The organism is Nonomuraea sp. NPDC050478 (assembly GCF_044458265.1).
Classification (GTDB): Bacteria; Actinomycetota; Actinomycetes; order Streptosporangiales; family Streptosporangiaceae; genus Nonomuraea; species Nonomuraea ferruginea.
In genome coordinates this window covers 1,043,567-1,068,145 of sequence record NZ_JBITHT010000001.1, presented here as the reverse complement: position 1 = coordinate 1,068,145, position 24,579 = coordinate 1,043,567, and the positions used below count along the sequence as shown (strand labels likewise).

The following is a 24,579-nucleotide window of genomic DNA, read 5'->3' as shown; positions in this document are numbered from 1 at the left end:
CCATTGCGGGCGTGTGTCGTAATCCAGCCAGGGCGCAGGCGTGATCCGGAAGGCCACGCTGCTCGCCGTGCTCTCGGCCGCGCTGCTCGTCCCCTCCACGGTGGCGGCGGCGCCGGGCGCGGCTGCCGCGAGCGCCGCCGCGCGGCAGGGCATCGACCTGACCCTCACCTCCGTCACGCCCGATTACGCCACCGAGCGGGCGACCGAGATCAAGATCACCGGCACGGTGCGCAACAGCGGCTCCGTCGCCACGCCGGGCCTGCGGGTCAGGGTGCGCTACTCCTCCCAGCGCTTCGCCGACCGGGCCGCGATGGCCGCCTACGCCGACGACACCACGACGGCCACCCAGCCGCCCAACGTCTCGACCCAGTCGAGCATGGTCATCTCCGAGCTGGCCGCCAGCGCCTCCCAGGACTTCGAGCTGACCATGACGCCCGCGCAGTTCGGGCTGACCTCGTTCGGCGCCTACCCGCTCGCCGTCGAGGTGGTGCAGTGGGACGCCGTGCAGCTCGCCTCCCAGCGCACCTTCCTCACGTACGCGCCCGCGACCGGCCAGCAGCAGCCGGTGCGCAACCGGCTGGCGCTCGTGCTGCCCGTGATCGACCAGCCGCGCCGGTCCGACGACGGCACGTTCGTCGACGACGAGCTGGGCGCCGAGCTCACCGGCAAGGGCCGGCTGGCCGACCTGGCGCGCATCGCCGAGATCGCGCCGCCCAGCGTGACCTGGGTCGTCGACCCGGCGCTCTTCGACGACGTCCAGGCCATGACCAAGCCGTTCCGGGTCAAGACCGGCGACGGCAAGCCCGAGGAGCGGCCCGCCGACGCCGCGGCCTCCCAGTGGCTCGTCGGGATGCGCGCGGCGCTGGCCGACAATCCCGTCATCGCCACCCCGTACGCCGACCCCGACGTGACCGCGCTGGCCCACCGGGGCCTCGACCGGCAGCCGGGGCGCGCGCTGGAGCTGGCCGCGAAGAAGGCCGCGCTCATCAAGAGCGACGTGTCGACCTCGACCTACTGGCCGGTCGGCGGCATGCTCGACGCCGACGCGCTCGACCTGCTCGCCGTCGGCGCGCCCGGCGCCACCCGGGTCGGCAAGGTCCTGCTCGACCCGGCCAGCCTGCCGACCCAGCAGGCCGCCTCCGCGGCGACCGTGCTCCCCGCCGTCACCCCCGACGCCGCCACCACGCTCGACACCGTCATGGGCCCCGTCACCGCGCTGGTGGCCGACGCCGAGCTGAGCCACGTGCTCGAACCCACCCCCGGCACCCGCGGCGCGATCCTGCTGAGCAGGCAGCGGTTCATCGCCGAGACCGCGATGATCTCCGTCGAGCCGGGCCAGACCCGCGCGCGTTCCCTCGTCATGGCCCCGTCCCGGCGCTGGAACCCCAGCCCGACGCTCGTCTCGACGCTGCTGAAGACCGCGGGCAAGCTCCCGTGGCTGTCGCTCACCCCGCTCGACTCGATCAAGGTGCCCCGCGACCGGGTCCCGCGCGCCGGGCTGACCTACTCCGACCGCGACCGCAAGCAGGAGCTCAGCGGCAAGTACCTGGAGCCGGTCCGCGAGGTCGCCGCGCAGGCCCAGCTGGCCGCGGAGGTCACCGGCCAGCAGCAGTCGTCCTTCGACGCCGCGGTGCTCAGGCTCGCCTCCTCCGCCTGGCGCGGCGACACCAAGGCCGGGCGCGCCGTCACCGAGCAGGTGAGCGAGGCGGTCAAGGACCGCATCGGGAAGGTGTCGATCACCGGCGCCGGCCCCGACCAGCCGCGCACCCTCGCGGGCAGCGACGGCGAGGTCCCGATCAGCGTGAAGAACGAGCTGAGCACCCCCGTCTCGCTGTACGTCGACGTCAAGTCCGACGACCCGGGCCTGCTCGAAACCCATCTCCCGCAGCTGGAGCCGCTGCAGATCGACGGCGAGCAGAGCGGCACCGTCCAGATCCCCATGACCGTGACCTCCTCCGGCGGCGGCGACGCCTCGGTGACCGTCCAGCTGCGCACCGCCGACGGCCGGGCCTACGGCGAGCCGGTCAAACTGATCGTGCGCACCACCGGCTACACCGGCATCGCCCTGGTCATCGTGGGCGGCGCGCTGACCGTCATGCTGGCGGCGGTGGTCACCCGGATACTCCGGCGCAGGTCGCAGCGGCGGGTCGCACGGGCGGCCCGGACACGTGAGAGTGAGGCCATATGAGCCGCCTGCTGCGTGCCAGCGCCATCATGGCCGCCGGCACGATGGTTTCGCGCGTCACCGGGTTCGTCCGCACCATGGTGCTGGCCTACGCCATCGGCACGGCCGCGCTGGGCGACGCCTACAACGTCGCCTACGCCATCCCCTACAGCATCCTCGACCTGCTGCTGCTCGGCGTGCTCAGCAGCGTCGTGGTGCCGATGATCGTCAAGGCCCAGCAGCGCGACGCCGACGGCGGCCGCGCCTACGAGCAGCGGTTGCTGACGCTCGCCACCATCGCGCTCATCGTCGTGGCCGCGCTGGCGGTGCTGGCCGCCCCGATGATCATCGACCTCTACACCGACTGGGACCGCGGGGAGCGCCAGTTCGAGGTGGCGGTGCGGCTGGCCCAGTTCATCCTGCCGCAGCTCGCCTTCTTCGGCATCGGCGCGGTGGCCGGGGCGATCCTCAACACCCGTGACCGGTTCGCCGCCCCGATGTGGGCGCCGGTGGTCAACAACCTGGTCGTCATCTGCGTCATGGTCGCCTACGCGATCATCGTCTCCAACGGTTCCGACGTCGACGCCGTCACCAACGGCGAGCTGGCCCTGCTCGGCCTCGGCACCACGGCCGGCATCGTGGCCCAGGCGACGGTGCTGGTGATCGCGCTGAAGCGGGCCGGGTTCCGCTTCGTCGCCCGCTTCGACCTGCGCAACGCCCGCCTCGGCGAGATGGCCAAGATGGGCGTCTGGACCATCGGCTACGTGGTCGTCACGCAGCTCGGGTTCCTGCTCACCACCAACCTCGCCAGCGCGGCCGGCGACGTGGTCAGCGGTCACGGCGTCTCCCCGTACACCCTGGCCTTCCAGCTCTTCCAACTTCCGTACGGGGTCGTCGGCGTCTCGGTGATCACCGCGATGCTGCCCAGGATGAGCCGGGCCGTGGCCGAAGGGCGCTTCGACCAGGTGCGGTCCGAGTTCGGCTCCAGCGTGCGGCTCATCGGGGCGGTGATGGTGCCGGTGTCGCTGCTGCTCATGGTGCTCGGGCCGGCGATCGCCGTGCCGCTCTACGGCCACGGCGCCAACACCGTCGCCAACGCCGTCTACATCGGCAACGTGCTGCAGGTCTACGGCCTCGCGCTGGTGCCGTTCGCGGTCTTCCAGCTGCTGTTGCGGGTCTTCTACAGCTTCGGCGACACCCGCACGCCCGTCTTCGTCGGCGCCGGCACCACCGCCGTCAACGCCGCGCTGATGGTGCTGCTCTACAACCTGCTGCCGGCCCGCTACGCGGTCATGGGGCTGGCCCTGGCCTACGCGATCGCCTACGCGCTCGGCGCGCTGCTGGCCTGGGTGCTGGCCTCCCGCCGGGTCGGGGGGCTGGGCGGCTGGCAGGTCTGCATGTCGATGACCAGGATGTATCTCGCCGCCCTGCCCACGGCGGTGCTGGCCCTGGCCACCGTGTGGAGCATGCAGGAGATCTTCGGGATGCCCGGCTTCCTCGACTCGGTGATCACTTTGGCCGTCGGCGGCGGGCTGGGGATGATCCTTTACCTGTGGGTCGCCCACCGCGCGCGCATTCCCGAGGTCAGCTCGGTCGTTGGGATGGTCGCCGGGCGGGTACGCCGCTAAAGAGCGCGGGGAGCAACCGGCTCGGGCACTAGCATGGTGCCGACACGCGCGAATGGAAGCAGGAGGGGCGTGGGCGGATCCATCCGGCATAGCGTGCCTGCGCAGGACACCGCCAGGCAGGCACGTCGAGCCGTGACCAGGGATGATCGGGCGAGCGAGGTGAGCCAGTGAGCACATCGGCGATCGAGCCCGGCACCCGCCTCTCCGACCGGTTCCGGCTGGAGGACCGGGTCAGCGAATCCGACGGCGCCACCTACTGGAAGGCCATCGACGAGATCCTCGCCCGCCCCGTCGCGGTGCTGACCTTCGCGCCCGACTTCCCGCGCGTGCAGGAGGTCGTCACCGCCGCCCGGGCCGCGAGCAGGCTCACCGACCCCCGACTCACCCAGGTGTTCGACGCCGCCCAGGACGCCGATCGCGCTTACGTCGTCAGCGAGTGGGTGACCGGCGACACCCTCGCCGACCTGCTCTCTTCCGGTCCCCTGGATCCCGAGCGGGCCGCAGGGCTGGTGGCCGAGGCCGCCGAGGCGCTCGCGCACGCCCACGAGGCCGGCCTCTACCACCTGTGCCTGCGCCCCGGCAACCTGGTGTGGACCACCGGAAACACGGTCAAGGTGCTGGGCGTGGCCGTCGACTCGGCGCTCTACGGACTGACCACCGACCAGCCCGGGCTCGACGACGCCGAGGGCCTCGGCCGCCTGTTGTACGCGGGGCTGACCGGCCACTGGCCCGGCGACGAGGAAGAGGGCACGCTCCCGGCCGCGCCGATGACCGACGGCCACTTCTGCACCCCCCGCCAGGTGACCGCCGGCGTGCCCGGTTATCTCGATACGGTCACGATCCGGGCCTGCCTTCCCGAGTCGCGCCGGGGGCAGGGCGCGCTGTCCAGCCCCGCCGAGATCGCCGAGGCGCTCGCCGACGTGGCCAGGCCGATGCCGATCTCGATCCCGTACGGATCCGCGCCGTCGGTGACGACGTCGGCCTCCCCCAGTGAGGGCCTCGACACCGACCGGCGCAGGCTCACGGCGCCGCAGCACCTCCAGCCGGCCGTCCAGACCGGGCCGCAGGGCGGCGGCAACGTGCTCAACCGGGCGCTGATGACCGCGGTCGTGCTGCTGGTGATCGTCGCGGTGGGCGTCGGCGCCTGGACGATCGGCCGGAGCCTCGGCAGCCCCGACGGCCAGGAGGCGCAGCCCACGCCGACCACCGCCACCACGTCGCCGCCCGCCCAGGCGCAGGCGGTCAAGGCCGAGAAGGCGACCGGGTTCGACCCACTCGGCGACCAGGAGGAGAAGGCCGAGCTGGCGGCCCTTACCATCGACGGCAAGCCCAGCACGTTCTGGAAGACCGACAACTACAACAGCGCCGCGCTGGGCAATCTCAAGGACGGGGTGGGCCTGCTCCTCGACATGGGCAAGTCCATGCAGATCAGCGACGTGGTGGCTACGCTGGGCGAGGCCCCCGGCGCGACCGTCGAGCTCAAGGTCGGCGACCAGGCCGACCTGTCGTCGCTCAAGACCGTCGCCCGGGTGAAGGGCGCCTCCGGCAAGACGACCTTCAAGCCGGAGCAGACTGCCAGCGGGCAGTACGTTTTGATCTGGTTTACCCGTCTTCCGGCGGACGCGGGCAAGTTTCATGGCACCATCTATGAAGTAGTCGTGCACTCTCCAGGATCGGCATAACCAGGAATCCCTCTTGTGAACTCCCCACCCGAGACCCCCTCACCAGCGGATCGGCCTGCGGTCAGCGACGCCGATCTGCTGGCCGCGCACATCACCGGGGATCCTCACGCCTTCAGCGAGATCGTCAAGAGGCACCGCGACCGGATGTGGGCCGTCGCGCTGCGCACGCTCGGCGACCCCGACGAGGCCGCCGACGCCGTCCAGGACGCCTTCGTCTCCGCCTACCGCAAGGCCGGCTCGTTCCGCGGCGAGGCCGCCGTCACCACCTGGCTCCACCGCATCGTCGTCAACGCCTGCCTCGACAGGATGCGCCGCAAGTCCGTGCGCCCGGTGGCCGACGACGAGCTGATCGAGGCCGCCGAACGCGACGCCCAGCTGCCCGACCAGACGGTCGAGCGTGAGGTGTCGATGGAGGTCTCGGCCGCGCTCAAACTGCTCCCCGCCGACCAGCGGGCCGCGCTCGTGCTGGTCGACATGATGGGCTACTCCGTCGAAGACGCAGCTCAGGTGCTGCAGGTGCCCAGCGGGACGGTGAAGAGCCGATGCGCCAGGGGCCGCGCGAAACTTGCCCCGATTCTTTCGCATCTGCGGAACCGATCTGACTTGAGTCGCGTCTCATCCGCGAAGGGAGACAGAACTTCGTGACGGGTGAAACGCACTACGATCTGGACGCCCTCGCCGATTTCGCCGAGGGCCTCCTAGACGCCGACACGGCCGGCCTGGTCCGCGACCACCTCGCGGTCTGCCCCCCATGCGGGGAGCTACTGGCCGATCTAGCGGCGGTTCGAGAGGTGCTCGCGGCGACTCCCACGCCGGCCATGCCGATGGGTGTCGCACTGCGCATCGACAAGGCGCTGGCCGCCGAGGCGGAGTCCCAGCGCGGCGGAGTCGGCCTGGCGGATGCGCCGGACTGGGACAAGCTCATGCGCGACGCTCCATGGGAGCGGCAGGAGCCGGAGCCCGTGCGACTCGGGGTGGTCTCCGACGACGGCACGGTCGTCCCGGCCCGCACGCGCACCGCCCGGCGGCGCCGGTGGGCGATGCCCGCGGTGGCAGCGGCCGCCGCGGCCGCGGTGGTGGGCACCGCCGCGGTGTCGGCGAGCCTGCTCGCCTCCGGAGGAAGCGAGCCGACGGTCCAGCCACCACCGGTCGTGGCCCAGAGCCAGCCGGCCCGGGAGGAGATCAAGGCCCGCGCCTACGCGCTCACCGACAGCGGCCACAACTACAGCGACCAGGAGCTGGCCCAGGCGCTCGGCGACTTCCTCGCGCCCGCCCCGATCGTCGGCGGCGAGTCCGGCGGCAACCAGGTCGACCACTGCGTCGGCACGGTGTCCAGCCGGGCCAAGCTCGAGGTCTTCGCCGTCGACCAGGGCCAGTACAACGGCCAGGAGGCCATCATCATGGCGTCCTGGAAGAACAAGGAGACCAAGCGGCTGCGCATCGACGTCGTCGACCCGTTCAACTGCAAGAACCTGCGCAAGCCCGCTCTGGGCCGCTGGTAGTCCCTGACCTGTGAAGAGCCCGCCTCGGCGGGCTCTTTCGCGTGTGCGCCCGAGGGCCGGGAATGGCGACGGCTTAGGATCTGTTGAGGCCAAAGGCAACATCAGACTAGAGAGGCGTGGGAGCGTTGGACGACGTTCGTAACGTGATCATCATCGGATCCGGTCCCGCCGGATACACCGCGGCCGTCTACTCCGCACGCGCCGAACTCCAGCCTCTGGTCTTCGAAGGCTCCGTCACCGCCGGCGGCGCGCTCATGAACACCACCGACGTGGAGAACTTCCCCGGGTTCCCCGACGGCATCATGGGCCCCGACCTCATGGGCAACCTGCGCAAGCAGGCCGAGCGGTTCGGCGCCGAGCTGATCGCCGACGACGTGGTGGAGGTCGACCTCAAGGCCGATCCCAAGGTCGTCAAGACCTACGACCAGACCTACTACGCCAAGTCGGTCATCCTCGCGATGGGCTCCGGCTACCGCGAGCTCGGCCTGGAGAACGAGAAGCGGCTGTCCGGCCGCGGCGTCTCCTGGTGCGCGACCTGTGACGGCTTCTTCTTCCGCAACAAGGACATCGTGGTCGTGGGCGGCGGCGACACCGCCATGGAAGAGGCGACGTTCCTGACCCGCTTCGGCCGCATGGTGACCGTGGTGCACCGCCGCGACCAGCTGCGCGCCAGCAAGATCATGCAGGATCGGGCGTTCGCCAACGACAAGATCCGCTTCATCTGGGACACCGAGGTCGTCGACGTCCTCGGCGACACCAGGGTGGAGTCCGTCAAGCTGCGCAACGTCAAGACGGGCGAGGAGTGCGACCTGGCCACCGACGCGCTGTTCCTGGCGATCGGCCACGACCCGCGCACCGAGCTCGTCAAGGGCCAGGTGGACCTCGACGACGACGGCTACATCAAGGTCGCCCACCCGACCACCGCCACCAACATCGACGGCGTGTTCGCCGCGGGGGACGTCGTCGACCACATCTACCGCCAGGCGATCACCGCGGCGGGCACCGGCTGCTCGGCGTCCCTCGACTCCGAGCGCTGGCTCGCCAACAACGAGAAGTAAGGGAGCGCATCCGTGAAGGCAGTTACCGACGCCACGTTCGAGGCCGAGGTCCTCAAGAGCGAGAAGCCCGTTCTGGTCGACTTCTGGGCCGAGTGGTGCGGCCCGTGCCGTCAGGTCGCGCCCATCCTCCAGGAGATCGCCAACGAGCACGGCGACAAGCTCGAGATCGTCAAGCTCAACATCGACGAGAACCCCGAGGTTCCCCGGCAGGCGGGTGTCCTCCAGATCCCGACGATGAACGTCTACAAGGGCGGCGAGCTCGTCAAGCAGATCATCGGCGCCAAGCCGAAGGCCATGCTGCTCCGCGAGCTCGACGGCATCATCTAGGTCCGTCCGTCCGAGAGCCCTCCGCCGTGCGGCGGAGGGCTCTCGCGTTCACAGCTCGCCTCGATACCAGGCCTCGGCCTCGGCTCTCAGCGCGTGCTCGTCCGGTTCCGGCGGCCGCGCTCCGGCGGCCTTCCCCAGCAGTGCCCGTACGAACCGGTCCGGATCGTACGGAGGAGTGAAGGACGCGACGAGAGGGTCGCCCGCGTCGCAGCGGGCGCACAGGAGCACCTCGCTGATGCCCCGGACCTCGTTCCCCGAGGCGTTCGTCCAGATGTGGGGCAGGCGCAGGACGGCGAGGACGTCGCCGGTGCGGCACCTCGGGCACGCCGGGGTCATGCGAACGCGCCGGCGCCGAGCAGCGCCTTGACGTCGCCGTAGAACGCCGGCTCGGCGGCGACCCGGAACGGGCGGAGGTCCAGCAGCACGGCCCCGACCCGCACGTGCACGGGAGCTCTGCCGGGATGGGTGGTCAGGATGTGCTTGAACTCCCGGACGAGTCGCGGGTTCAGCTGGTTCTCCCTGATCGAGATCACCACGGGCGGCTCGGCGTCCGCCCGGGTGACGTCCAGGACGGCGATCTCCTCGGCGTAGACGCTCGTCGTCTCGTCGCGCACGTTGACCCGTCCGCGTACGGAGATCACCCGGTCCTGCGCCAGCGCCTCCCCGTACAGGATGTAGGTCTTGGGGAAGACGAGGCACTCCACGGAGGCGTCGTGGTCCTCCAGGGTGACGATCGCCCACGGGCTGCCCTGCTTGGTGACCTTGCGCTGCAGGCCGGAGACGATGCCGCTGACCCGGGCCGCGGCGTCCTGCCGTCCGGAGGCCAGCAGGTCGGCGATCGTGGTGTCGCGGTTGGCGTCGAGGATGTGCTCGGCGCCGTCGAGCGGGTGGCTGGAGACGTACAGCCCGAGCATCTCGCGCTCGAAGGTCAGCAGCGTGGCCTGGTCCCACTCGCCTTCGGGGATCACGACGGAGAACCCCTCGCCCTGCTCGGTGTGCTCGCCGAAGAGCGAGTCCTGACCGCGCGCCTCGTTCCGCTTGACGTCGGCGACCAGGTCGACGGCCTGCTCGTGCACCGCGACCAGGGCCTTGCGGTGATGGCCCAGGCTGTCGAAGGCCCCCGCCTTGGCCAGTGACTCGATGACCCGCTTGTTGCAGACCACAGAGGGGACCTTGGCGAGGAAGTCGTTGAAGCAGGCGTAGCGGCCCGCGGTCTCCCTGGTGGTGACGATGGCGTCCACGGCGCCGGCGCCGACGTTGCGGACGGCGCCCAGGCCGAAGCGGATGTCGGAGCCGACGGCGGCGAAGTCCAGCCGGCTGGCGTTGACGTCGGGAGGCAGCACCCTGATGCCCAGGCGACGGCAGTCGGCCAGATAGACGGCCATCTTGTCCTTGTCGTCGCCGACCGAGGTGAGCAGCGCCGCCAGATACTCCTGCGGGTGGTTGGCCTTGAGGTAGGCGGTCCAGTAGGAGACCAGGCCGTATCCGGCGGTGTGCGACTTGTTGAAGCCGTAGCCGCTGAACGGGACCAGCACGTCCCAGACCGCGCCGATCGCCTCGGCGGAGAAGCCGCGCTCGCGCATCCCGGCGGAGAAGCGGTCCCACTCGGCGTCCAGGACCTCCTTCTTCTTCTTGCCCATGGCCCGGCGCAGCATGTCGGCGGCGCCGAGGGAGTAGCCGGCCAGCTGCTGGGCGATGGCCATCACCTGTTCCTGGAAGACGACCAGGTGGTAGGTGTCGCCCAGGATGGGCTCCAGCGCCTGTTCCAGCTCCGGGTGGATGGGCTCGACGGGCTGCCTGCCGGTCTTGCGCAGCGCGTAGTTGGTGTGGGCGTTCATCTCCATCGGGCCGGGCCGGTAGAGCGCGTTCACCGCGGCGATGTCGGTGAACGTGGTGGGCCGCATCAGCCTCAGCAGGACCCGCATGCCGCCGCTGTCGAGCTGGAAGACGCCGAGCGTGTCGCCGCGCGCCAGCAGCTCGTACGTGGTCGGGTCGTCGAGCGGGATGTCCAGGATGTCGAGGTCGACGCCCTTGTTGGCGCGGACGCCCGCGATGGCGTCGCCGATGACGGTGAGGTTGCGCAGGCCGAGGAAGTCCATCTTCAGCAGGCCCATGTCCTCGGCCTGGGTGAACGGGAAACCGGTGATGACCGGGCCGCCGGCCTTGGGCTTGACCAGCGGGAGCACGTCGATCAGGGGCTCGCTGGAGAGGATCACGCCTGCGGCGTGCACGCCGGTGCCCCGGGTCAGGCCCTCGATGCCGGCCGCGGTGTCGATCACCCGCTTGACGTCGGGGTCCCGCTCGTACATCTGGCGCAGCTCGCTCGCCTCGCCGTGCCTGGGGTGGGCGGCGTCGTGGATGGCGGCCAGCGGGATCTCCTTGCCGCCGTCCGCCGCGGGGAACGCCTTGGTGATGCGGTCGCCCAGCGCGTAGGGCAGGCCGAGCACCCGGCAGGAGTCCTTGATGGCGGCCTTGGCCTTGATGGTGCTGAAGGTGACGATCTGGCAGACCCGGTCGTCGCCGTACCTGCGCGTGACGTAGTCGATCATCTCGTCCCGCCGCCGGTCGTCGAAGTCCAGGTCGACGTCCGGCATGGTGACGCGTTCGGGGTTGAGGAAGCGTTCGAAGATGAGCCGGTGCTCGATCGGGTCGAGCTGGGTGATGCCCGTGCAGTAGGCGACCATCGAGCCCGTGGCGGAGCCGCGGCCGGGGCCCAGGCCGATGCCGTTCTCGCGCGCGTACCGGCAGATGTCGGCCACGACCAGGAAGTAGCCGGGGAACCCCATCGCGTCGATGACGGACAGCTCGTAGTCGATGCGGTCGAGCACCTCCCGCGGCGGATCGCCGCCGTAGCGGCGGCGCGCCCCGTCGAGCGTCTCCGCGCGCAGCCAGCTCGACTCGGTCTCGCCCTCGGGTACGGGGAAGCGCGGCGTCAGATCGCGGTGGGCGAACACCTCGTCGTAGTCGCCGACCCGCTCGGCGATCAGCAGCGTGTTGTCGCAGGCGCCGGGCACCTCGGCGTCCCAGAGCGCGCGCATCTGCGCGGGAGACTTGATGAAGTAGCCGCTGCCGGAGAACCGGAAGCGGTCGGCGTCGGCCAGGCGCTTGCCGGTGCCCACGCACAGGAGCGCGTCATGGGCCCTGGCCTGGTCCTCCGTGACGTAGTGGGAGTCGTTGGTGGCCAGGGGCGGCAGCCCGAGCCGCTTGCCGAGGCGCAGCAGGTCGTCCCTGACCCGGCGCTCGATGGCCAGGCCGTGGTCCATCAGCTCCAGGAAGTAGTTGCCGGGGCCGAAGAGGTCGCGGTAGCGCGCGGCGGCCTCGACGGCCTGGTCGTACTGGCCGAGGCGGAGCCTGGTCTGCACCTGGCCGGAGGGGCAGCCAGTGGTGGCGATGATGCCGGGGGCGTGTTCGGCCAGCAGTTCATCATCCATACGCGGATATTTCTGGACATGCCCCTCCAGCCAGGCCCGTGACTGGAGGCGGAACAGGTTACGCAGCCCCTGGGCGCCGGTCGCCCACATGGTCATGTGCGTGTAGAGGCCGCGCCCGGAGACGTCGCCGCCCTCGCCGGTCTCGTCGTCGGACCGGCGCAGCGCGAGGTTGTCGCTGTAGTACACCGGCTTCCGGTGGAGCCGCGACTCCGGGGCGACGTAGGCCTCGATGCCGATGATGGGCTTGACTCCGGCCTTGCGCGCCGTCCGGAAGAACTCGTACGCACCGTGCACGTTGCCGTGGTCGCTCATCGCCACGGCGGGCATCTCCTGGCGGGCGACCTCGTCCATCAGCAGGCCGACCTTGGCTGCGCCGTCGAGCATGCTGTACTCCGTATGCACATGCAGATGGACGAAGGACACCACGTCTCCCAGTTGTAGGCTCGCTCGCGAACCCGAGCATTCGACCCGAGAGGCGGCCCGGTTGTCCAACAATCGACACGCCGATCCCCCACATCCACCGGTTGTGGACCTGGACCTCGGCACGGTCCGGGCCTTCGTCGCCGTCACCGAGGACCACTCCTTCAGCGAGGCCGCCACCCGGCTGGAGATCAGCCAGCAGGCCGTCTCCAAACGGATCGCCAAACTGGAGTCCGACCTCGGCGTGCGGTTGTTCTACCGCTCACGCAACGGGGCCGCCCTCACCGAGGACGGCCGGGCGTTCCTGCACTACGCGCGCAGCCTCGTCGGCCTCGCGGACCAGGCGCTCGGCGTGCTGCGCGGCCGTTTCCGCCCGCTCCGGGTCGACGTCCTGGACACCAGGCTGGCCTCGGTCGAGCTGGTCAGGGCGTTCCACAGTACGGCCGAGGACCTGCACATCGACGTCACCACCTCGAACGGCCTCAGGTCGGCCCGCGGCACGCTCACCAGGGGATCCGTCGACGCCGCCTTCGTCCGCGTCAGCGGGACGCTGGAGGAGGACCTCCGGTACGTGCCGGCCTACTTCGACCCGGTGCACCTGCTGATCAGCCGCGACCACCCGCTGGCCGACCGGCGGGCGGTGGAGGTATCACGGCTCTCGGGATCGACCGTGTGGATGCCCGGCAACGCCCCCGGCAGCGAGTGGGCCGAGTTCTACGGCCTCCTCGGCGCCGCGTTCGACCTCCGGATCGACGCGACGGGGCCGGACTTCGGCTGGGAGCACTTCGTGGCCGACATCGCCTCGGGCGAACGCCTCGGGTTCGTCGGCGAGGGCTGCCGCCTGCCCTGGCACGCCGGTGTCGTGCAGATCCCGGTGGTCGACCCCGTCCCCGTCTACCCGTGCTCGCTGCTCTACCACCGGCAGAACCACCACCCGGTGCTGGCCTCGCTCGTCGACTTCGTGTCCGAGAGGTTCCGGCCGCTCGACCCGCGGCGTCAGTGGGTGCCGGACGCCGATCGCGCCGCCCTGGCCGCCCTGGCCGCAGGAGGGCGCTGACGGGCCCGTACGAGGGCGGGCGGGGGCAGACTGGGGTCAGACCGGGCGAAGGGCGCGTTCGGGGCTCATGGAGCCCAGGAGACGTTCCAGGGCGACCTCGACGTCCTCGCGCCAGGACACGGCGGTTTTCAGCTCCAGCCGTAGCCGCGGAAATCGCAAATGCGGACGAACAGTTTTAAAGCCTACGGAAAGCAAATATTCAGCAGGAACCACACAACTCGGCTCCTCCCATTTGAGGTCCCCGAATACCTCGATCGCCTTGACCCCCCGGCGTGTGAGGTCCTTCGCCACGCCCTGGATGAGCATCCGCCCCAGCCCGCCACCGGAGAACTCCTGCACGATATGGGCCGTCATCAACAGCACGGCGTCGGCGCTGACCGGGGACGTGGGAAAGGCCACCGAACGCGGGCTGTAGAGCGGAGGGCTGTAGAGCACGAACCCCGCGGGCACCCCGTCGACATAGACGATCTTCCCGCAGCTCCCCCATTCGAGGAGCGTGCCGGAGATCCAGGCCTCCTTCTCCAGCCCCGGGTCACCCGACTTCACCGCCCGCTCTCCGCTGACAGGGTCGAGCTCCCAGAAAACACACTGGCGGCAGCGCCTTGGAAGATCTTCCAGATTGTCCAGGGTGATATTGACCAGCCGACGCGACAACTACGGCCCCAATCGTAGACCCGGAAAAGCGCGGAAAACCGCGTCCCCACCTGGCATCGTAGCCCAGTGACGGTCTCGCCAGCGGGCACCACGGCCGTACCGCCCCGTCATGGGCGACATGTCCGGCTGGCGTAACCTGGAGTCTCGGATCGATATACACCTAGGAGGTGGGCCGTGACAGAAGAGCAGGATCACGGTCAGACGCCCGCGACCCAAGGGTCGCGCATCGACGCCTACGTCGACCGGTACGCCGCGCGAGCTACCGGGATGGTCGCCTCCGAGATCCGAGCTCTCTTCGCCGTCGCGTCGAGGCCCGAGGTGGTCTCGCTCGCGGGCGGCATGCCGTACGTCACGGCGCTTCCCCTCGACATGGTCGGCGAGCTGGTCTCGGATCTCGTGACCAGGCGCGGGCCCGTAGCGCTCCAGTACGGCTCCGGCCAGGGCGACCCGCATCTGCGCGAGCAGATCTGCGAGGTCATGGCGCTGGAAGGGATTCAGGCCGGCGGCAACGACGTGGTCGTCACCGTCGGCTCACAGCAGGCACTCGACCTGATCACCCGGATCTTCATCGATCCGGGTGATGTGGTCCTGGCGGAGGGCCCCTCGTACGTGGGCGCCCTCGGAACCTTTGCGGCATACCAGGCCAAAGTGGTGCATATCGCCATGGACGATCAGGGCATCCTGCCCGAATCCCTCGCCCAGACCATCTACGCCCTGGAGACGGCGGGAGCTCCGATCAAGTTCCTGTACACGATCCCGACCTTCCACAACCCCGGCGGCGTCACGCTCAACACCGCGCGGCGCCAGCAGGTGCTCGACATCTGCCAGCGCGCCGGGGTGCTCATCGTCGAGGACAACCCGTACGGGCTGCTCGGTTTCGACGGCGAGCCGATGCGCGCGCTGCGCGCGGACAACCCCGACGGGGTGGTCTACCTCGGGTCGTTCTCCAAGACGCTCGCCCCGGGCTTCCGCGTCGGCTGGGCGCTCGCCCCGCACGCCGTCCGCGACAAGCTCGTGCTCGCCATGGAGTCGGCCGTGCTGTCCCACTCGTCGTTCACCCAGCTGGCCGTCGGCCAGTACCTCGCCACGCAGCCGTGGCGCGAGCAGATCAAGACGTTCAAGGAGCTCTACCGCGAGCGCCGCGACGCCATGCTCGACGCCCTGGAGTCGCTGATGCCTCCGGAGGTCACCTGGACACGGCCCGCGGGCGGGTTCTTCGTCTGGGCGACGCTTCCCGAAGGGCTCGACTCGAAGGCGATCCTGCCCCGCGCGGTGGCCGAGCGGGTGGCGTTCGTCCCGGGCACCGGGTTCTTCTCCGACGGCAGCGGCGCCCGCCACATGCGGCTGTCGTTCTGCTATCCGGAGCCGCACCGCATCCGGGAGGGCGTCCGCCGTCTGGCGGGCGTCATCGAGCAGGAGATGCAGCTGCGCGACACGTTCGGCACCGGCTCCACCCGGGACCACCCCGGCGTGGACACGCCCGGCCCCGACCTGGCCTGACCACCTCACGAACGACCGGCGTCCGCGCGGACGCCGGTCGTTCGCCGTTCCACCCGGCCGGCGTGAACCACGCCCGTCGTACGCCACCGCCCCTTCTCCGCCGGTACGGTTGGACCTCGGGCGATCAGCGAGGAGAAGAGATGAGCGACCTGGGCCACGTGCTCGTGCTGGCCGGCGGCCTTTCCTACGAGCGTGAAGTCTCCCTGCGCTCCGGCCGCCGGGTGAGCGAGGTGCTCAGGGCGGCGGGCATCGACGTGGAGGCCCGCGACACGGACGCGTCGCTGGTGCCGTCGATCCTGGCCGACCCGCCCGACGCCGTGTTCGTGACGCTCCACGGCGGAGCCGGCGAAGACGGCGCGATCCGCTCGGTGCTGGAGCTCCTCAACGTGCCGTACGTGGGAGCCGACCCCGACGCGTGCCGGGTCGCCTTCGACAAGCCCACGGCCAAGGCCGTCGTCCGCTCGGTCGGCCTGCGCACGCCCGCCTCGATCACGCTGCCCAAGGAGACGTTCCACGACCTCGGCGCGACGGCCGTGCTCGGCCGCATCGTCGACCAGCTCGGCCTCCCCCTGTTCGTCAAGCCCGCCCGCGGCGGCTCCGCCCTGGGCGCCTCCATCGTCCGCACCGCCGAGGAGCTCCCGGCCGCGATGGTCGGCTGCTTCGCCTACGGCGACACCGCGCTGATCGAGCGGTACGTCGAGGGCATCGAGGTCGCGGTCTCGGTCGTCGACCTGGGCGAGGGCCCCGTCGCCCTCCCGGCCGTGGAGATCGTCCCCGACGAGGGCGTGTACGACTACGCCGCCCGCTACACAGCCGGCCACACAGAGTTCTTCGCCCCCGCCCGCCTGTCCCCCGCCGCGGCGGCGGCCTGCGCCGAAACCGCCGTAACGGCCCACACGGCGCTCGGCCTGCGCGACATCTCCCGCACCGACCTCATCGTCGACGCCACCGACACCCCCCACTTCCTGGAGGTGAACGTCGCACCCGGCATGACGGAGACCTCCCTCCTGCCGATGGCGGCGGAAGCGGCCGGCCAGGACCTCGGCGACCTCTGCCGCGCCCTCCTCCAGAACGCCGCCTCCCGCCCCCGCCCCAACCTCTCCACCCTCTGACCTCCTTCACCCCGAGGACGCGCCTTTCCTCTGAGGTCGGGAGGACTGTCTCCACCGGCCACGCGAGGTTCTCAGCCGAACTCGGACTCGTCCTGGGGGGTGCAGGAGCGCATCCCGCCGAGGTCGAGAGCAGCGCCTCCCGTCAACCCAGCCACGTCGGAATCCATGGAGCCCTCCCGCAGGGGACTCGCCGTCCGCCGAAGCTGGGAGCCGCCCCGAGGGACGCAGGAGCGTCCCATCGCACACGCCCGCTGAGGTCGAGAGCAGTGCCCTCCGCCGAGGTCCGTGGAAGGGCCTCCCGTCGTACGGGCTACCCGCCGAGGTCGCCACGCCGACGTCCCTGGGACCCTCCCCTCCAATGCGCCACACGCCAAGGTCGAAAGCAGCGCCTCCCGCTGTTCTCCCACGCAGCCTCAGCAAGCATCTCCCTCTCGGGAGTCGCCACTCACCGAAGCCGGTCCTTGCCTCCCGTCGAGAGGCGTAGGAGCGCCTCCTGCGAGGCTCGCGCTCGCCGAGGTCGAGAACAACTCCTGCCCTGCCCTGGCCACGCCGGGTCTCATGGACTCGCCACCCGCCGAAGCGGAGGCTTGCCCGGAGGGTGTCGGAGCGCTTCCCATCGCACACGTCAAGGTCGAGGGAAGCGCCTCCCACGGAACTCGCCGCCCTCTCCGAGAGCCGGGGGCAGCGCCCTCCGCCGAAGTCCGTAGGAATGCCTCCCGCCAGACGCACCACCCGCCAAGGCCGGGAGCAACTCCTAGCGTCGACCCCGCCACACAGGGGCCGTGGGGCTCTCCCGCCCGATGCGCCGCGCCGAGCTGGGACGCCCCGGCTGAAGGGCGTGGTGGCGCCTCGTCATGCGCGCCCAACCACCGGGATTGAGGCGCAGCGCCTCCTACTGGACTCGTCCTCTCCAAGAGCGGGAGCAGCGTCCTCTGCCGAGTCTGTGGGAATGCCTCCCCGTCGTAAGCACCACCGCCTTCTACTGGACTCGCCCTCGCCGAGGTCCAGGTACAGCGCCTGCCACCGACCCGACCGTGGTGGCTCTCCTGCCTGAGACTCGCCTCCTATCGAAGCCGGAACTCGCGTCGAGGGCGTGGGAGTGTGTCCCTTCTGATTTGCTGTCCGCCGAGGTGCTGGGGTCACGCCTGTGGGAATCGCCGGTTGCCGTGGTCCGGGGTAGCGCGTTGGGCGGCTTTCTCGATGTCGCTCAGGTCGCCGGTCGTCGGCGTGCTCGTTCCTGGATGCGGGTGCGGCCATCCTCGATCGGATGCGACGGATCTCGTACGAAGGGGCGTCTCTTTCGTAAGTAGCCTTGGCGTGTGATCGAGCCGACCTACCCGAAGAGCTTCGCCAGCGACAACCACGCCGGCGTCCATCCAGCCATCCTCGAAGCCATGGCCGCCGCCAATCAGGGCGACGCACCCGCATACGGCGGCGACACCTGGACGGGGGCGTTCGAGCAGCGCGTCAAGGACGTGTTCGGCTCTCATGCCGAGGGTTTCGCCGTGCTCAACGGCGCGGGCGCGAACATGGTGGGCCTGGCCCTCATGCTCGGCCGCTATGACGCGATCATCTGTCCCGACACCGCCCACATCGCCACCCACGAGACCGGCGCCACGGAACGCATCCTCGGCGTGAAGCTCATGACCGTCCCGACTCCGGACGGCAAGCTGCGCCCTGGTGACATCACCTCCCGGCTGTCCGTGCTGGGCGACCACCACCAGCCCCAGCCGCGCGTCGTCTCCATCTCCCAGGTCACCGAACTCGGCACCTGCTACTCCCCCGACGAGATCGCCGCCCTGGCCGAGACCGCCCACGCCGCCGGCATGCGCCTGCACGTCGACGGCGCCCGGCTGGCCAACGCGGCGGCCCATCGCGGGTGCGGCCTCGACGCGATCACCACGGCGGTGGGCGTGGACGTCTTCAGCTTCGGCGGCACCAAGAACGGCGCGCTGGCCGCCGAAGCGGTCGTCGTCCTGGATCCGTCCCTCGCCGACTCCGCCCCGTTCCTGCGCCGCCAGTCGCTCCAGCTCGCTTCGAAGATGCGCTTCATCTCGGCTCAGCTCAGCGCGCTTCTCACCGACGACCTGTGGCGGCAGAACGCGGCCCACGCCAACGCCATGGCCCTCCGCCTGGCGAACGGCCTCGCCGACGTCCCCGGTGTCGCCCTGGAGTATCCCGTCGAGTCCAACGCCGTCTTCGCGCGGCTCCCCATCCAGGTCGCCACCGCGCTCAAGCGCCGTTATCTCTTCCACTTCTGGGACGAGACGGCAGGCGTCGTCCGCTGGATGACCGCCTTCGACACGACACCGGAACATGTCGACGACTTCCTCGACGACATCCGCAAGGCAGCCACCGCCTAACGCCCCACCCGTGTTTCACGTGAAACACGTCCCAAGCGCCCTCGCAGGGCGGGGAGAGTCACGAGCCATGGGCAACGACGCTCACCGCCGCCACGAGACAGGCAGTCTCACAGCGCCAGAAACACCAAGCCCTACGTTTCACGTGAAACACGCCCCCGAGCCCTCCCCGGATGGAGAACCACGAGCCATAGGCAAGGACCTTCACCACGACACGAGGAGCGAAGTCCCACAGCGCCGCCAACAAGAAGCCCCGTGTTTCACGTGAAACACGGGGCGTGGGCAGTCGGCGGACGTTTCACGTGAAACCGAGGACTTGAACCGGAACTACTCCCCGGCCTCTCGCATGGCACGGGCCGCCTCAGGCGCCATCGTGCCGATGATGCGCTCAAGGTCGTCGATCGTGGCGAACTCCACCACGATGCGCCCCTTCCGGCGCCCGAGGTCGACCTTCACCTTGGTTTCGAAGTGATCAGAGAGCCGGTCCGCGAGATGGGAGAGGCCCGGGGCGGTGGGCTTGCCGGCCTGGCGTTCACGGACGGGCTTGGCCGGAGCGGCCTGGGCGCTACCAAGGGCGACGATCTCCTCCACCGCGCGCACCGAGAGCAACTCGGCGCTGATGCGCTTGGCGAGCAGGATCATCTCCTCCGGCGTGGACAGGCCGAGCAGAGCGCGCCCGTGACCGGCCGTGATGGAGCCGGCCGCGACCTTGAGCTGAACTTCCGGCGGGAGGTTGAGCAGGCGGAGGGTGTTGGTGATGTGTGAGCGGGAGCGGCCGACCTTCTGGGCGAGCTGGTCGTGGGTCGCATCGAAGTCGTCGAGGAGCTGCTGGTAGGCGGCGGCCTCTTCCAGCGGGTTGAGCTGCTCACGCTGGAGGTTCTCGATCAGGGCGTCGCGGAGGAGGTCGGTGTCACGGGTGTTGCGGACGATCGCCGGAATCTCCTGCAGGCCCGCCATCTTGCAGGCCCGCAGCCGCCGCTCCCCCATGATGAGCTCGTACTGTCCGCCACCCACCGGGCGCACCACCACGGGCTGCAGGAGACCGACCTCGCGGATCGACGCCTCCAGCTCCAGAAGGCGTTCGTCGTCGAACACCTCACGCGGCTGACGCGGGTTCGGCACGATCGCGGAGACGGCGACTTCCTTGAAGTACGCCCCGGCGACGGGTTTCGGTCCGACCTCCGGCGCCGCCGAACCGTTGGCAGGGGGCACCGTCCCCGCGCCGTCAACAATGGGACCGGTCGGAATGAGCGCCCCCAGCCCCTTGCCCAATCCCCGCCGCTGCTGGCTCACTGCGTCTCCTCATCCACCCGAACCGATTCCGGTCACTCCAGGAGAGGTTACCGTTGCCTGCCCCGGCCAGGGCCGCCTCTACACACCGTCCCACCGGATTTACACCACCATGCCCTGAACACACCCGATGCCAGAACCCCAGAGAGGGGGGCACAGCGGGCATGCATGACTCGATCAGCTCAGGCGGCCGACCCTCACCAGGTGCTCGGCGGCTGCTGAGCCGCTGGCCACTGCCGTCGAAAGGGCACCGTCCCGTCGTGACCCAGAGAGATCACACCAACGCGCGGTGGGCGATCTCCCGAGCGGCGTCCATGTAGGCCATCGCACCACTGGAGCCCGGATCGTACGTCATCACCGACTGCCCGTAGCTGGGCGCCTCCGAGAGGCGGACGCTACGCGGGATCAGCGTGTTGAGCACCGTGTCCCCGAAGTGCGCCCGGACCTCCTCCGCCACCTGTGAAGCCAGCCGGGTGCGGCCGTCGTACATGGTGAGGACGATCGTGGACAGGCGGAGCGTCGGGTTGAGGTGGACCTTGATGAGGTCGACGTTCCTGAGGAGCTGCCCGAGACCTTCCAGCGCGTAGTACTCGCACTGGATCGGGATCATCACCTCGTCCGCCGCGACCAGGGCGTTGACCGTGAGCAGGCCGAGCGACGGCGGGCAGTCGATGATGATGTAGTCGAAGTCCATGGAGTCGTACGCGGCCAGCGCCCGGCGCAGCCGCGCCTCCCGAGCCACCAGGGAGACGAGCTCGATCTCCGCGCCGGCCAGGTCGATGGTGGCGGGGGCGCAGTAGAGGTTGGGCATGTCGGGGACCTGCTTGACGATGTCCGCCATCGGCAGGTCGTCGACCAGCACCTGATAGACATCCGGCACGTCACCACGGTGCTCGGTGGCCAGCGCGGTGGACGCGTTGCCCTGGGGGTCCAGGTCGACCACCAGCACGCGCTCGCCCTTCATCGACAGCGCGGCCGCGATGTTCACCGAGGTCGTGGTCTTGCCGACGCCACCCTTCTGGTTCGCCACCGCGATCACCCGGGTCTTCGCCGGCTTGGGCCAGGCGTCACTGTCGCCCAGGGGGAGATCACCCGCCTGGGCGGGCAACTGTGCGGCCGGTGTTTCACGTGAAACCACTGAGTTGAGCGCCTCTCGTACCAACGGCGAATCACCTGGGTTCAGGGGGGTCTGGGTCACGATGGCCATCCTTTCAACCCGTGGCGTATCGGTGACGGGGATTCGCTGTCGGGACACGCCCATTTCGGGCCAGCCAACCCCGGTGGGATTCTCGGACAGAGGCCTGTCCGGCCAGCCCAGACCGCATTGCGCGACTGGCATGCCGTCACCTCCTTCGTCGCCGCCTTTTCTGCTCCGGCGCGCGACCCGCTACGACTCGCACCAGTGTTGCAGGCGGCTCGACCTTACCGTGCCCCACGGTCACAAGCTCGGCCGTGAGGGCGCCGACGGCCTTGAGTCGCGGCTCCGCCTCGGTAAGCTCCTCGGCGGCCCGCTCCCCCTTCATGGCGATGAGCTCGCCGCCCTCGCGGAGCAGCGGCATCGCCCAGGTGAGCAGCCGGTCGAGCGGCGCGACGGCGCGGGCGCTGGCGACGTCGAACTCCCGCTTGCCCTTCAGCTCCTCGGCGCGGCCGCGCAGCACCTCGACGTTGTCGAGCTTGAGCGCCTCGACGCACTCCTCCAGGAACACGGTACGGCGGAGCAGCGGCTCCAGCAGGGTGACCGTGAGATCCGGCCGGACGATCGCCAGCACCAGCCCGGGCAGGCCCGCACCGGAGCCGATGTCGACCAGGCGGGCGTCATGAGGCACGGCCTCCGCGACGACGGCGCAGTTGAGCAGGTGACGGTCCCAGATCCGCGGCACCTCGCGCGGGCCGAGCAGCCCTCGCACCACCCCGGGGCCGGCGAGCAGTCCGGCGAACTCCTGGGCGCGGTCCCAGGCGTCGCCGGTGAACACGTCCCGCGCGATGTCCGGCGGAGGCGGCAGCTCGTCGCTCACTGCTTGGTGGCCCTTTCTCATGGGTGACGGTTTCTAGGCTGGGCAGGCGATCTCACCGAAGACTATCGGCCCTGCCTGAACGGAACCCCAGAGCGCGCCGCGCCGACTTTTCCACAATGCGGAAGCGCAGCTGGGGAGGGGGTCTGTGGATAAGGCTGTGGACAGAACGGATGCTCGCTCGTACCCCTGAAAGCCCTGGAAGAGGCCTGAAAACGCGACGGCCGCCGGCGCCCGAAGGCGGGCCGGCGGCCGGGATGCCAGAGGAGTGGTCAGGCGGGCATGACCACGACGTAGCGGTTGGGCTCCTCGCCCTCGGACTCGCTGCGGAGGCCGGCGGCCGCCACCGCGTCGTGGACGATCTTGCGTTCGAAGGGAGTCATCGGCTCCAGAGCCCTGGGCTCACCGTGGTCCTTGACCTGGTCGGCGACCTCGGTGCCGAGCTTGGTGAGCTCCGCGCGGCGGCGCTCGCGGTAGCCGGCGACGTCGAGCATGAGGCGTGACCGCTCCCCCGTCTGCCTGTGGACGGCCAGCCGGGTGAGCTCCTGCAGCGCTTCCAGCACCTCGCCGTCCGGGCCGACCAGCTCGTTGCTCTTGATGCCGACGACGGAGACCATCGCGCGGTCTCCCTCGACGTCCATGTCGATGTCGCCGTCGATGTCGGCGATGTCGAGAAGGCCTTCGACGTAGTCGGCCGCGATCTCGCCTTCCTGCTCCAGCGCGTTGAGATCAGGAGCTTTCTCCTGCTCGGCCTCGGTCATGACCGGCCTCTCCTTCGTAATCACGACTTCTTGCTGCCGGTGCGCTTGCTGCGGCTCTGGCGGCTGGGCTGGTTCCTGACGATCTTAGGCTCAGGAGGCGGGGCGGGGGCCTCTTCTTCCGGAGTCGTCCCGCGCAGCCGCTGGGACAGGCTCGGCTTGGGCTTGACCGGGATCACGTTGCCCTTGGCGTCGAACTGCGGCATCGGGTTGCGGCTGTAGAACCAGTGCTGCTGGCCGAGCGTCCACACGTTGGTGGTGACCCAGTAGAGGATCAGGCCGAGCGGGAAGTTCAGGCTGAAGAACGCGAACAGCGGCGAGATCCACATGAGGATCTTCTGCTGCTGGGCCATCGGGTTGTCGGGCATCTGCGCCATGGATCGCGTGACGCTCTGCCGGACGGTGAGGAACGTGGTCAGCGAGCTCAGCGCCACGAAGATCGCCATCACGACCCGCGTCTGCACGGGGCTCGCGTCCAGGGCGATCATGTCCGCTTCGGGCATGAAGAAGTAGGCCGGCAGCGGGGCGCCGAAGATGTGCGCCTTGCCGGCGCTGTCGACCAGCTCCTGGGTCATGCCGAACTTCGGCTCGCCGCTGGCCATCGCCTGCAGCACGGTGAACATGCCGATGAAGATCGGGAACTGCGCCAGAACGGGAAGGCACCCGCCCAGCGGGTTCGCGCCCGCGCCCTGGTACAGCGCCATGACCTCTTGGTTCATGCGCTGTTTGTCGTTCTTGTAGCGCTTGCGGATGTCCGCCACCTTGGGGGCGAGCTCCTGCATCTTCTTCGACGAGCGCATCTGCTTGAGGAAGAGCGGGAAGATGCAGATCCGCATCAGCACGGTCAACGTGATGATGGTCAACGCCCACGTCAGGCCACTGTCCGGGTTGAGGAAGGTGGCGTATCCCGTATGGATCCAGGTGATGACGAAGGCTACGGCTTCATAGAGCCAGCTCAGCCAGGACAGCTCCACTGAGCTATCTCCCTTGCAATTCGTGAGACCGAACCGGGCGTGGGGGCACCGGGTCTATACCTCCGGGGTGGAATGGGTGGCACCGCCCGATGCGCCGGACAGTCAACCATGTGCCGCGCAGGGCTCCGTGTACGGACATCGCCTCAAGCCCGTACGCGCTGCACGATGGGTAGAAGCGGCAGCGTGGACCGAGCAGGGGGCTGATGAACGCCCGATAGAACCGGATGGGGACGATCAGCACGCGAGCGGCGAGGCTCGGCGTCCCTTGCGGCTGCTCCGTCATCTCTGCTGCCCATCCATCGCGGACTCGTGCCGCCTGAGCAATCGGTCCAGGGTGGAGTCGAGCTCGGCGGCGAGGTGCTCGTATCGCGCTGACGCGGCCGGGGGGTTGGCGCGTACCACAAGCAGGCTACCTCTCGGAAGCCGGTCGAGACGCTCGCGCATCAGGTGTCGGAGCCGCCGCTTGACCTTGTTGCGCACCACCGCGCCTCCGACGGCCCGGCTCACCACGAAACCCACCAGAGGCGTCTCTTCCCCAGAAACGGCGAGATGTATCACCAAAGTAGGGCGACCGGCGCGATTTCCGCGCTTGATCGCCTTCTGGAAGTCGTCGCCCCGCCGCATGCGGGATGGCCGGGAAAGCATGGGAA

21 protein-coding genes are annotated in these 24,579 nt (G+C 69.8%); 11 read left to right on the top strand and 10 right to left on the bottom strand.

Going from position 1 to position 24,579, the window contains the following annotated elements:
- Positions 1-40: 40 nt before the first annotated feature.
- The 7 genes from ACIBF7_RS05030 (at position 41) to trxA (ending at position 8,361) form a co-directional block, all read left to right on the top strand.
- The gene (locus ACIBF7_RS05030; protein WP_397196482.1) at positions 41-2,188 is read left to right on the top strand and encodes a DUF6049 family protein; all 2,148 of its coding nucleotides are present in this window, start codon (positions 41-43) and stop codon (positions 2,186-2,188) included.
- Positions 2,185-3,792: a murein biosynthesis integral membrane protein MurJ gene (murJ, locus tag ACIBF7_RS05025; RefSeq protein WP_397196481.1), complete on the top strand. Its 1,608-nt coding sequence runs from the start codon at positions 2,185-2,187 to the stop codon at positions 3,790-3,792. Before ACIBF7_RS05030 ends, murJ begins: the two co-directional genes overlap by 4 nt.
- 167 nt (positions 3,793-3,959) lie before the next feature.
- On the top strand, positions 3,960-5,474 hold the full coding sequence (locus ACIBF7_RS05020) for a protein kinase family protein (protein ID WP_397196480.1): 1,515 nt from the start codon (positions 3,960-3,962) through the stop codon (positions 5,472-5,474).
- Positions 5,475-5,489: 15 nt separating this feature from the next.
- A complete protein-coding gene (sigM, locus tag ACIBF7_RS05015; RefSeq protein ID WP_148035945.1) occupies positions 5,490-6,119 on the top strand; it encodes an RNA polymerase sigma factor SigM in 630 nt (209 codons plus the stop codon).
- Entirely contained in the window at positions 6,116-6,976 is an 861-nt protein-coding gene (locus ACIBF7_RS05010) for an anti-sigma factor family protein (RefSeq protein ID WP_397196479.1), read from the top strand. Before sigM ends, ACIBF7_RS05010 begins: the two co-directional genes overlap by 4 nt.
- A 125-nt stretch (positions 6,977-7,101) precedes the next feature.
- On the top strand, positions 7,102-8,034 hold the full coding sequence (gene trxB / locus ACIBF7_RS05005) for a thioredoxin-disulfide reductase (protein WP_148035943.1): 933 nt from the start codon (positions 7,102-7,104) through the stop codon (positions 8,032-8,034).
- A 12-nt stretch (positions 8,035-8,046) separates the two neighbouring features.
- Positions 8,047-8,361 carry a thioredoxin gene (gene trxA, locus ACIBF7_RS05000; protein WP_148035942.1) on the top strand — a complete coding sequence of 105 codons (315 nt, stop codon included), beginning with the start codon at positions 8,047-8,049 and terminating at the stop codon, positions 8,359-8,361.
- Between the two features lie 48 nt (positions 8,362-8,409).
- Here trxA and ACIBF7_RS04995 read toward each other — a convergent pair whose 3' ends face one another.
- Together ACIBF7_RS04995 and dnaE are read right to left on the bottom strand one after the other, a co-directional pair.
- The gene (locus tag ACIBF7_RS04995) at positions 8,410-8,697 is read right to left on the bottom strand and encodes a DUF6300 family protein (protein ID WP_148035941.1); all 288 of its coding nucleotides are present in this window, start codon (positions 8,695-8,697) and stop codon (positions 8,410-8,412) included.
- A complete protein-coding gene (gene dnaE, locus ACIBF7_RS04990; RefSeq protein ID WP_397196478.1) occupies positions 8,694-12,218 on the bottom strand; it encodes a DNA polymerase III subunit alpha in 3,525 nt (1,174 codons plus the stop codon). Before dnaE ends, ACIBF7_RS04995 begins: the two co-directional genes overlap by 4 nt.
- Before the next feature lie 100 nt (positions 12,219-12,318).
- Between dnaE and ACIBF7_RS04985 the strand changes: the two genes are divergently transcribed.
- Entirely contained in the window at positions 12,319-13,269 is a 951-nt protein-coding gene (locus ACIBF7_RS04985; RefSeq protein WP_397196477.1) for a LysR family transcriptional regulator, read from the top strand.
- A 36-nt stretch (positions 13,270-13,305) separates the two neighbouring features.
- Here the strand turns inward: ACIBF7_RS04985 and ACIBF7_RS04980 are convergent, their stop codons facing one another.
- Entirely contained in the window at positions 13,306-13,923 is a 618-nt protein-coding gene (locus ACIBF7_RS04980; protein ID WP_397196476.1) for a GNAT family N-acetyltransferase, read from the bottom strand.
- A gap of 267 nt (positions 13,924-14,190) precedes the next feature.
- Here ACIBF7_RS04980 and ACIBF7_RS04975 point away from each other — a divergent pair, with 267 nt between their 5' ends.
- The 3 genes from ACIBF7_RS04975 (at position 14,191) to ACIBF7_RS04965 (ending at position 18,898) form a co-directional block, all read left to right on the top strand.
- Complete coding sequence (locus tag ACIBF7_RS04975) at positions 14,191-15,423, top strand: PLP-dependent aminotransferase family protein (protein WP_246640482.1); 1,233 nt, start codon at positions 14,191-14,193, stop codon at positions 15,421-15,423.
- Between the two features lie 140 nt (positions 15,424-15,563).
- The gene (locus ACIBF7_RS04970; protein ID WP_148035936.1) at positions 15,564-16,535 is read left to right on the top strand and encodes a D-alanine--D-alanine ligase; all 972 of its coding nucleotides are present in this window, start codon (positions 15,564-15,566) and stop codon (positions 16,533-16,535) included.
- Positions 16,536-17,854: 1,319 nt separating this feature from the next.
- The gene (locus ACIBF7_RS04965) at positions 17,855-18,898 is read left to right on the top strand and encodes a threonine aldolase family protein (protein ID WP_397196475.1); all 1,044 of its coding nucleotides are present in this window, start codon (positions 17,855-17,857) and stop codon (positions 18,896-18,898) included.
- Positions 18,899-19,222: 324 nt separating this feature from the next.
- On the opposite strand, the gene ACIBF7_RS04960 is transcribed toward ACIBF7_RS04965, so the two are convergent.
- The 7 genes from ACIBF7_RS04960 to rnpA all read right to left on the bottom strand — a co-directional run bounded on the left by ACIBF7_RS04960 (position 19,223) and on the right by rnpA (position 24,574).
- Positions 19,223-20,188 carry a ParB/RepB/Spo0J family partition protein gene (locus tag ACIBF7_RS04960; protein ID WP_397196474.1) on the bottom strand — a complete coding sequence of 322 codons (966 nt, stop codon included), beginning with the start codon at positions 20,186-20,188 and terminating at the stop codon, positions 19,223-19,225.
- Between the two features lie 271 nt (positions 20,189-20,459).
- Complete coding sequence (locus tag ACIBF7_RS04955) at positions 20,460-21,392, bottom strand: ParA family protein (protein WP_271276846.1); 933 nt, start codon at positions 21,390-21,392, stop codon at positions 20,460-20,462.
- Between the two features lie 136 nt (positions 21,393-21,528).
- Positions 21,529-22,221: a 16S rRNA (guanine(527)-N(7))-methyltransferase RsmG gene (rsmG, locus tag ACIBF7_RS04950; protein ID WP_397196473.1), complete on the bottom strand. Its 693-nt coding sequence runs from the start codon at positions 22,219-22,221 to the stop codon at positions 21,529-21,531.
- Positions 22,222-22,469: 248 nt separating this feature from the next.
- Positions 22,470-22,958 (bottom strand): R3H domain-containing nucleic acid-binding protein, encoded by a 489-nt coding sequence (locus ACIBF7_RS04945; protein WP_148035932.1) that lies wholly within the window; start codon positions 22,956-22,958, stop codon positions 22,470-22,472.
- A gap of 20 nt (positions 22,959-22,978) precedes the next feature.
- Positions 22,979-23,929: a membrane protein insertase YidC gene (gene yidC, locus ACIBF7_RS04940; RefSeq protein WP_397196472.1), complete on the bottom strand. Its 951-nt coding sequence runs from the start codon at positions 23,927-23,929 to the stop codon at positions 22,979-22,981.
- A 4-nt stretch (positions 23,930-23,933) separates the two neighbouring features.
- Positions 23,934-24,212 (bottom strand): membrane protein insertion efficiency factor YidD, encoded by a 279-nt coding sequence (yidD, locus tag ACIBF7_RS04935; protein ID WP_148035930.1) that lies wholly within the window; start codon positions 24,210-24,212, stop codon positions 23,934-23,936.
- Positions 24,209-24,574 (bottom strand): ribonuclease P protein component, encoded by a 366-nt coding sequence (gene rnpA, locus ACIBF7_RS04930; RefSeq protein ID WP_148035929.1) that lies wholly within the window; start codon positions 24,572-24,574, stop codon positions 24,209-24,211. The genes yidD and rnpA overlap by 4 nt, the downstream gene beginning before the upstream one ends.
- Positions 24,575-24,579 lie beyond the last annotated feature (5 nt).

What these genes read in the sequence shown, in the direction of transcription:
- rsmG (WP_397196473.1), bottom strand. Translation starts at nt 22,221, where the DNA reads ATGAGAAAGGGCCACCAAGCAGTGAGCGACGAGCTGCCGCCTCCGCCG.
- murJ (WP_397196481.1), top strand. Translation starts at nt 2,185, where the DNA reads ATGAGCCGCCTGCTGCGTGCCAGCGCCATCATGGCCGCCGGCACGATG.
- yidD (WP_148035930.1), bottom strand. Translation starts at nt 24,212, where the DNA reads ATGACGGAGCAGCCGCAAGGGACGCCGAGCCTCGCCGCTCGCGTGCTG.
- rnpA (WP_148035929.1), bottom strand. Translation starts at nt 24,574, where the DNA reads ATGCTTTCCCGGCCATCCCGCATGCGGCGGGGCGACGACTTCCAGAAG.
- ACIBF7_RS04955 (WP_271276846.1), bottom strand. Translation starts at nt 21,392, where the DNA reads ATGGCCATCGTGACCCAGACCCCCCTGAACCCAGGTGATTCGCCGTTG.
- ACIBF7_RS04945 (WP_148035932.1), bottom strand. Translation starts at nt 22,958, where the DNA reads ATGACCGAGGCCGAGCAGGAGAAAGCTCCTGATCTCAACGCGCTGGAG.
- ACIBF7_RS04975 (WP_246640482.1), top strand. Translation starts at nt 14,191, where the DNA reads ATGGTCGCCTCCGAGATCCGAGCTCTCTTCGCCGTCGCGTCGAGGCCC.
- ACIBF7_RS04970 (WP_148035936.1), top strand. Translation starts at nt 15,564, where the DNA reads ATGAGCGACCTGGGCCACGTGCTCGTGCTGGCCGGCGGCCTTTCCTAC.
- ACIBF7_RS04995 (WP_148035941.1), bottom strand. Translation starts at nt 8,697, where the DNA reads ATGACCCCGGCGTGCCCGAGGTGCCGCACCGGCGACGTCCTCGCCGTC.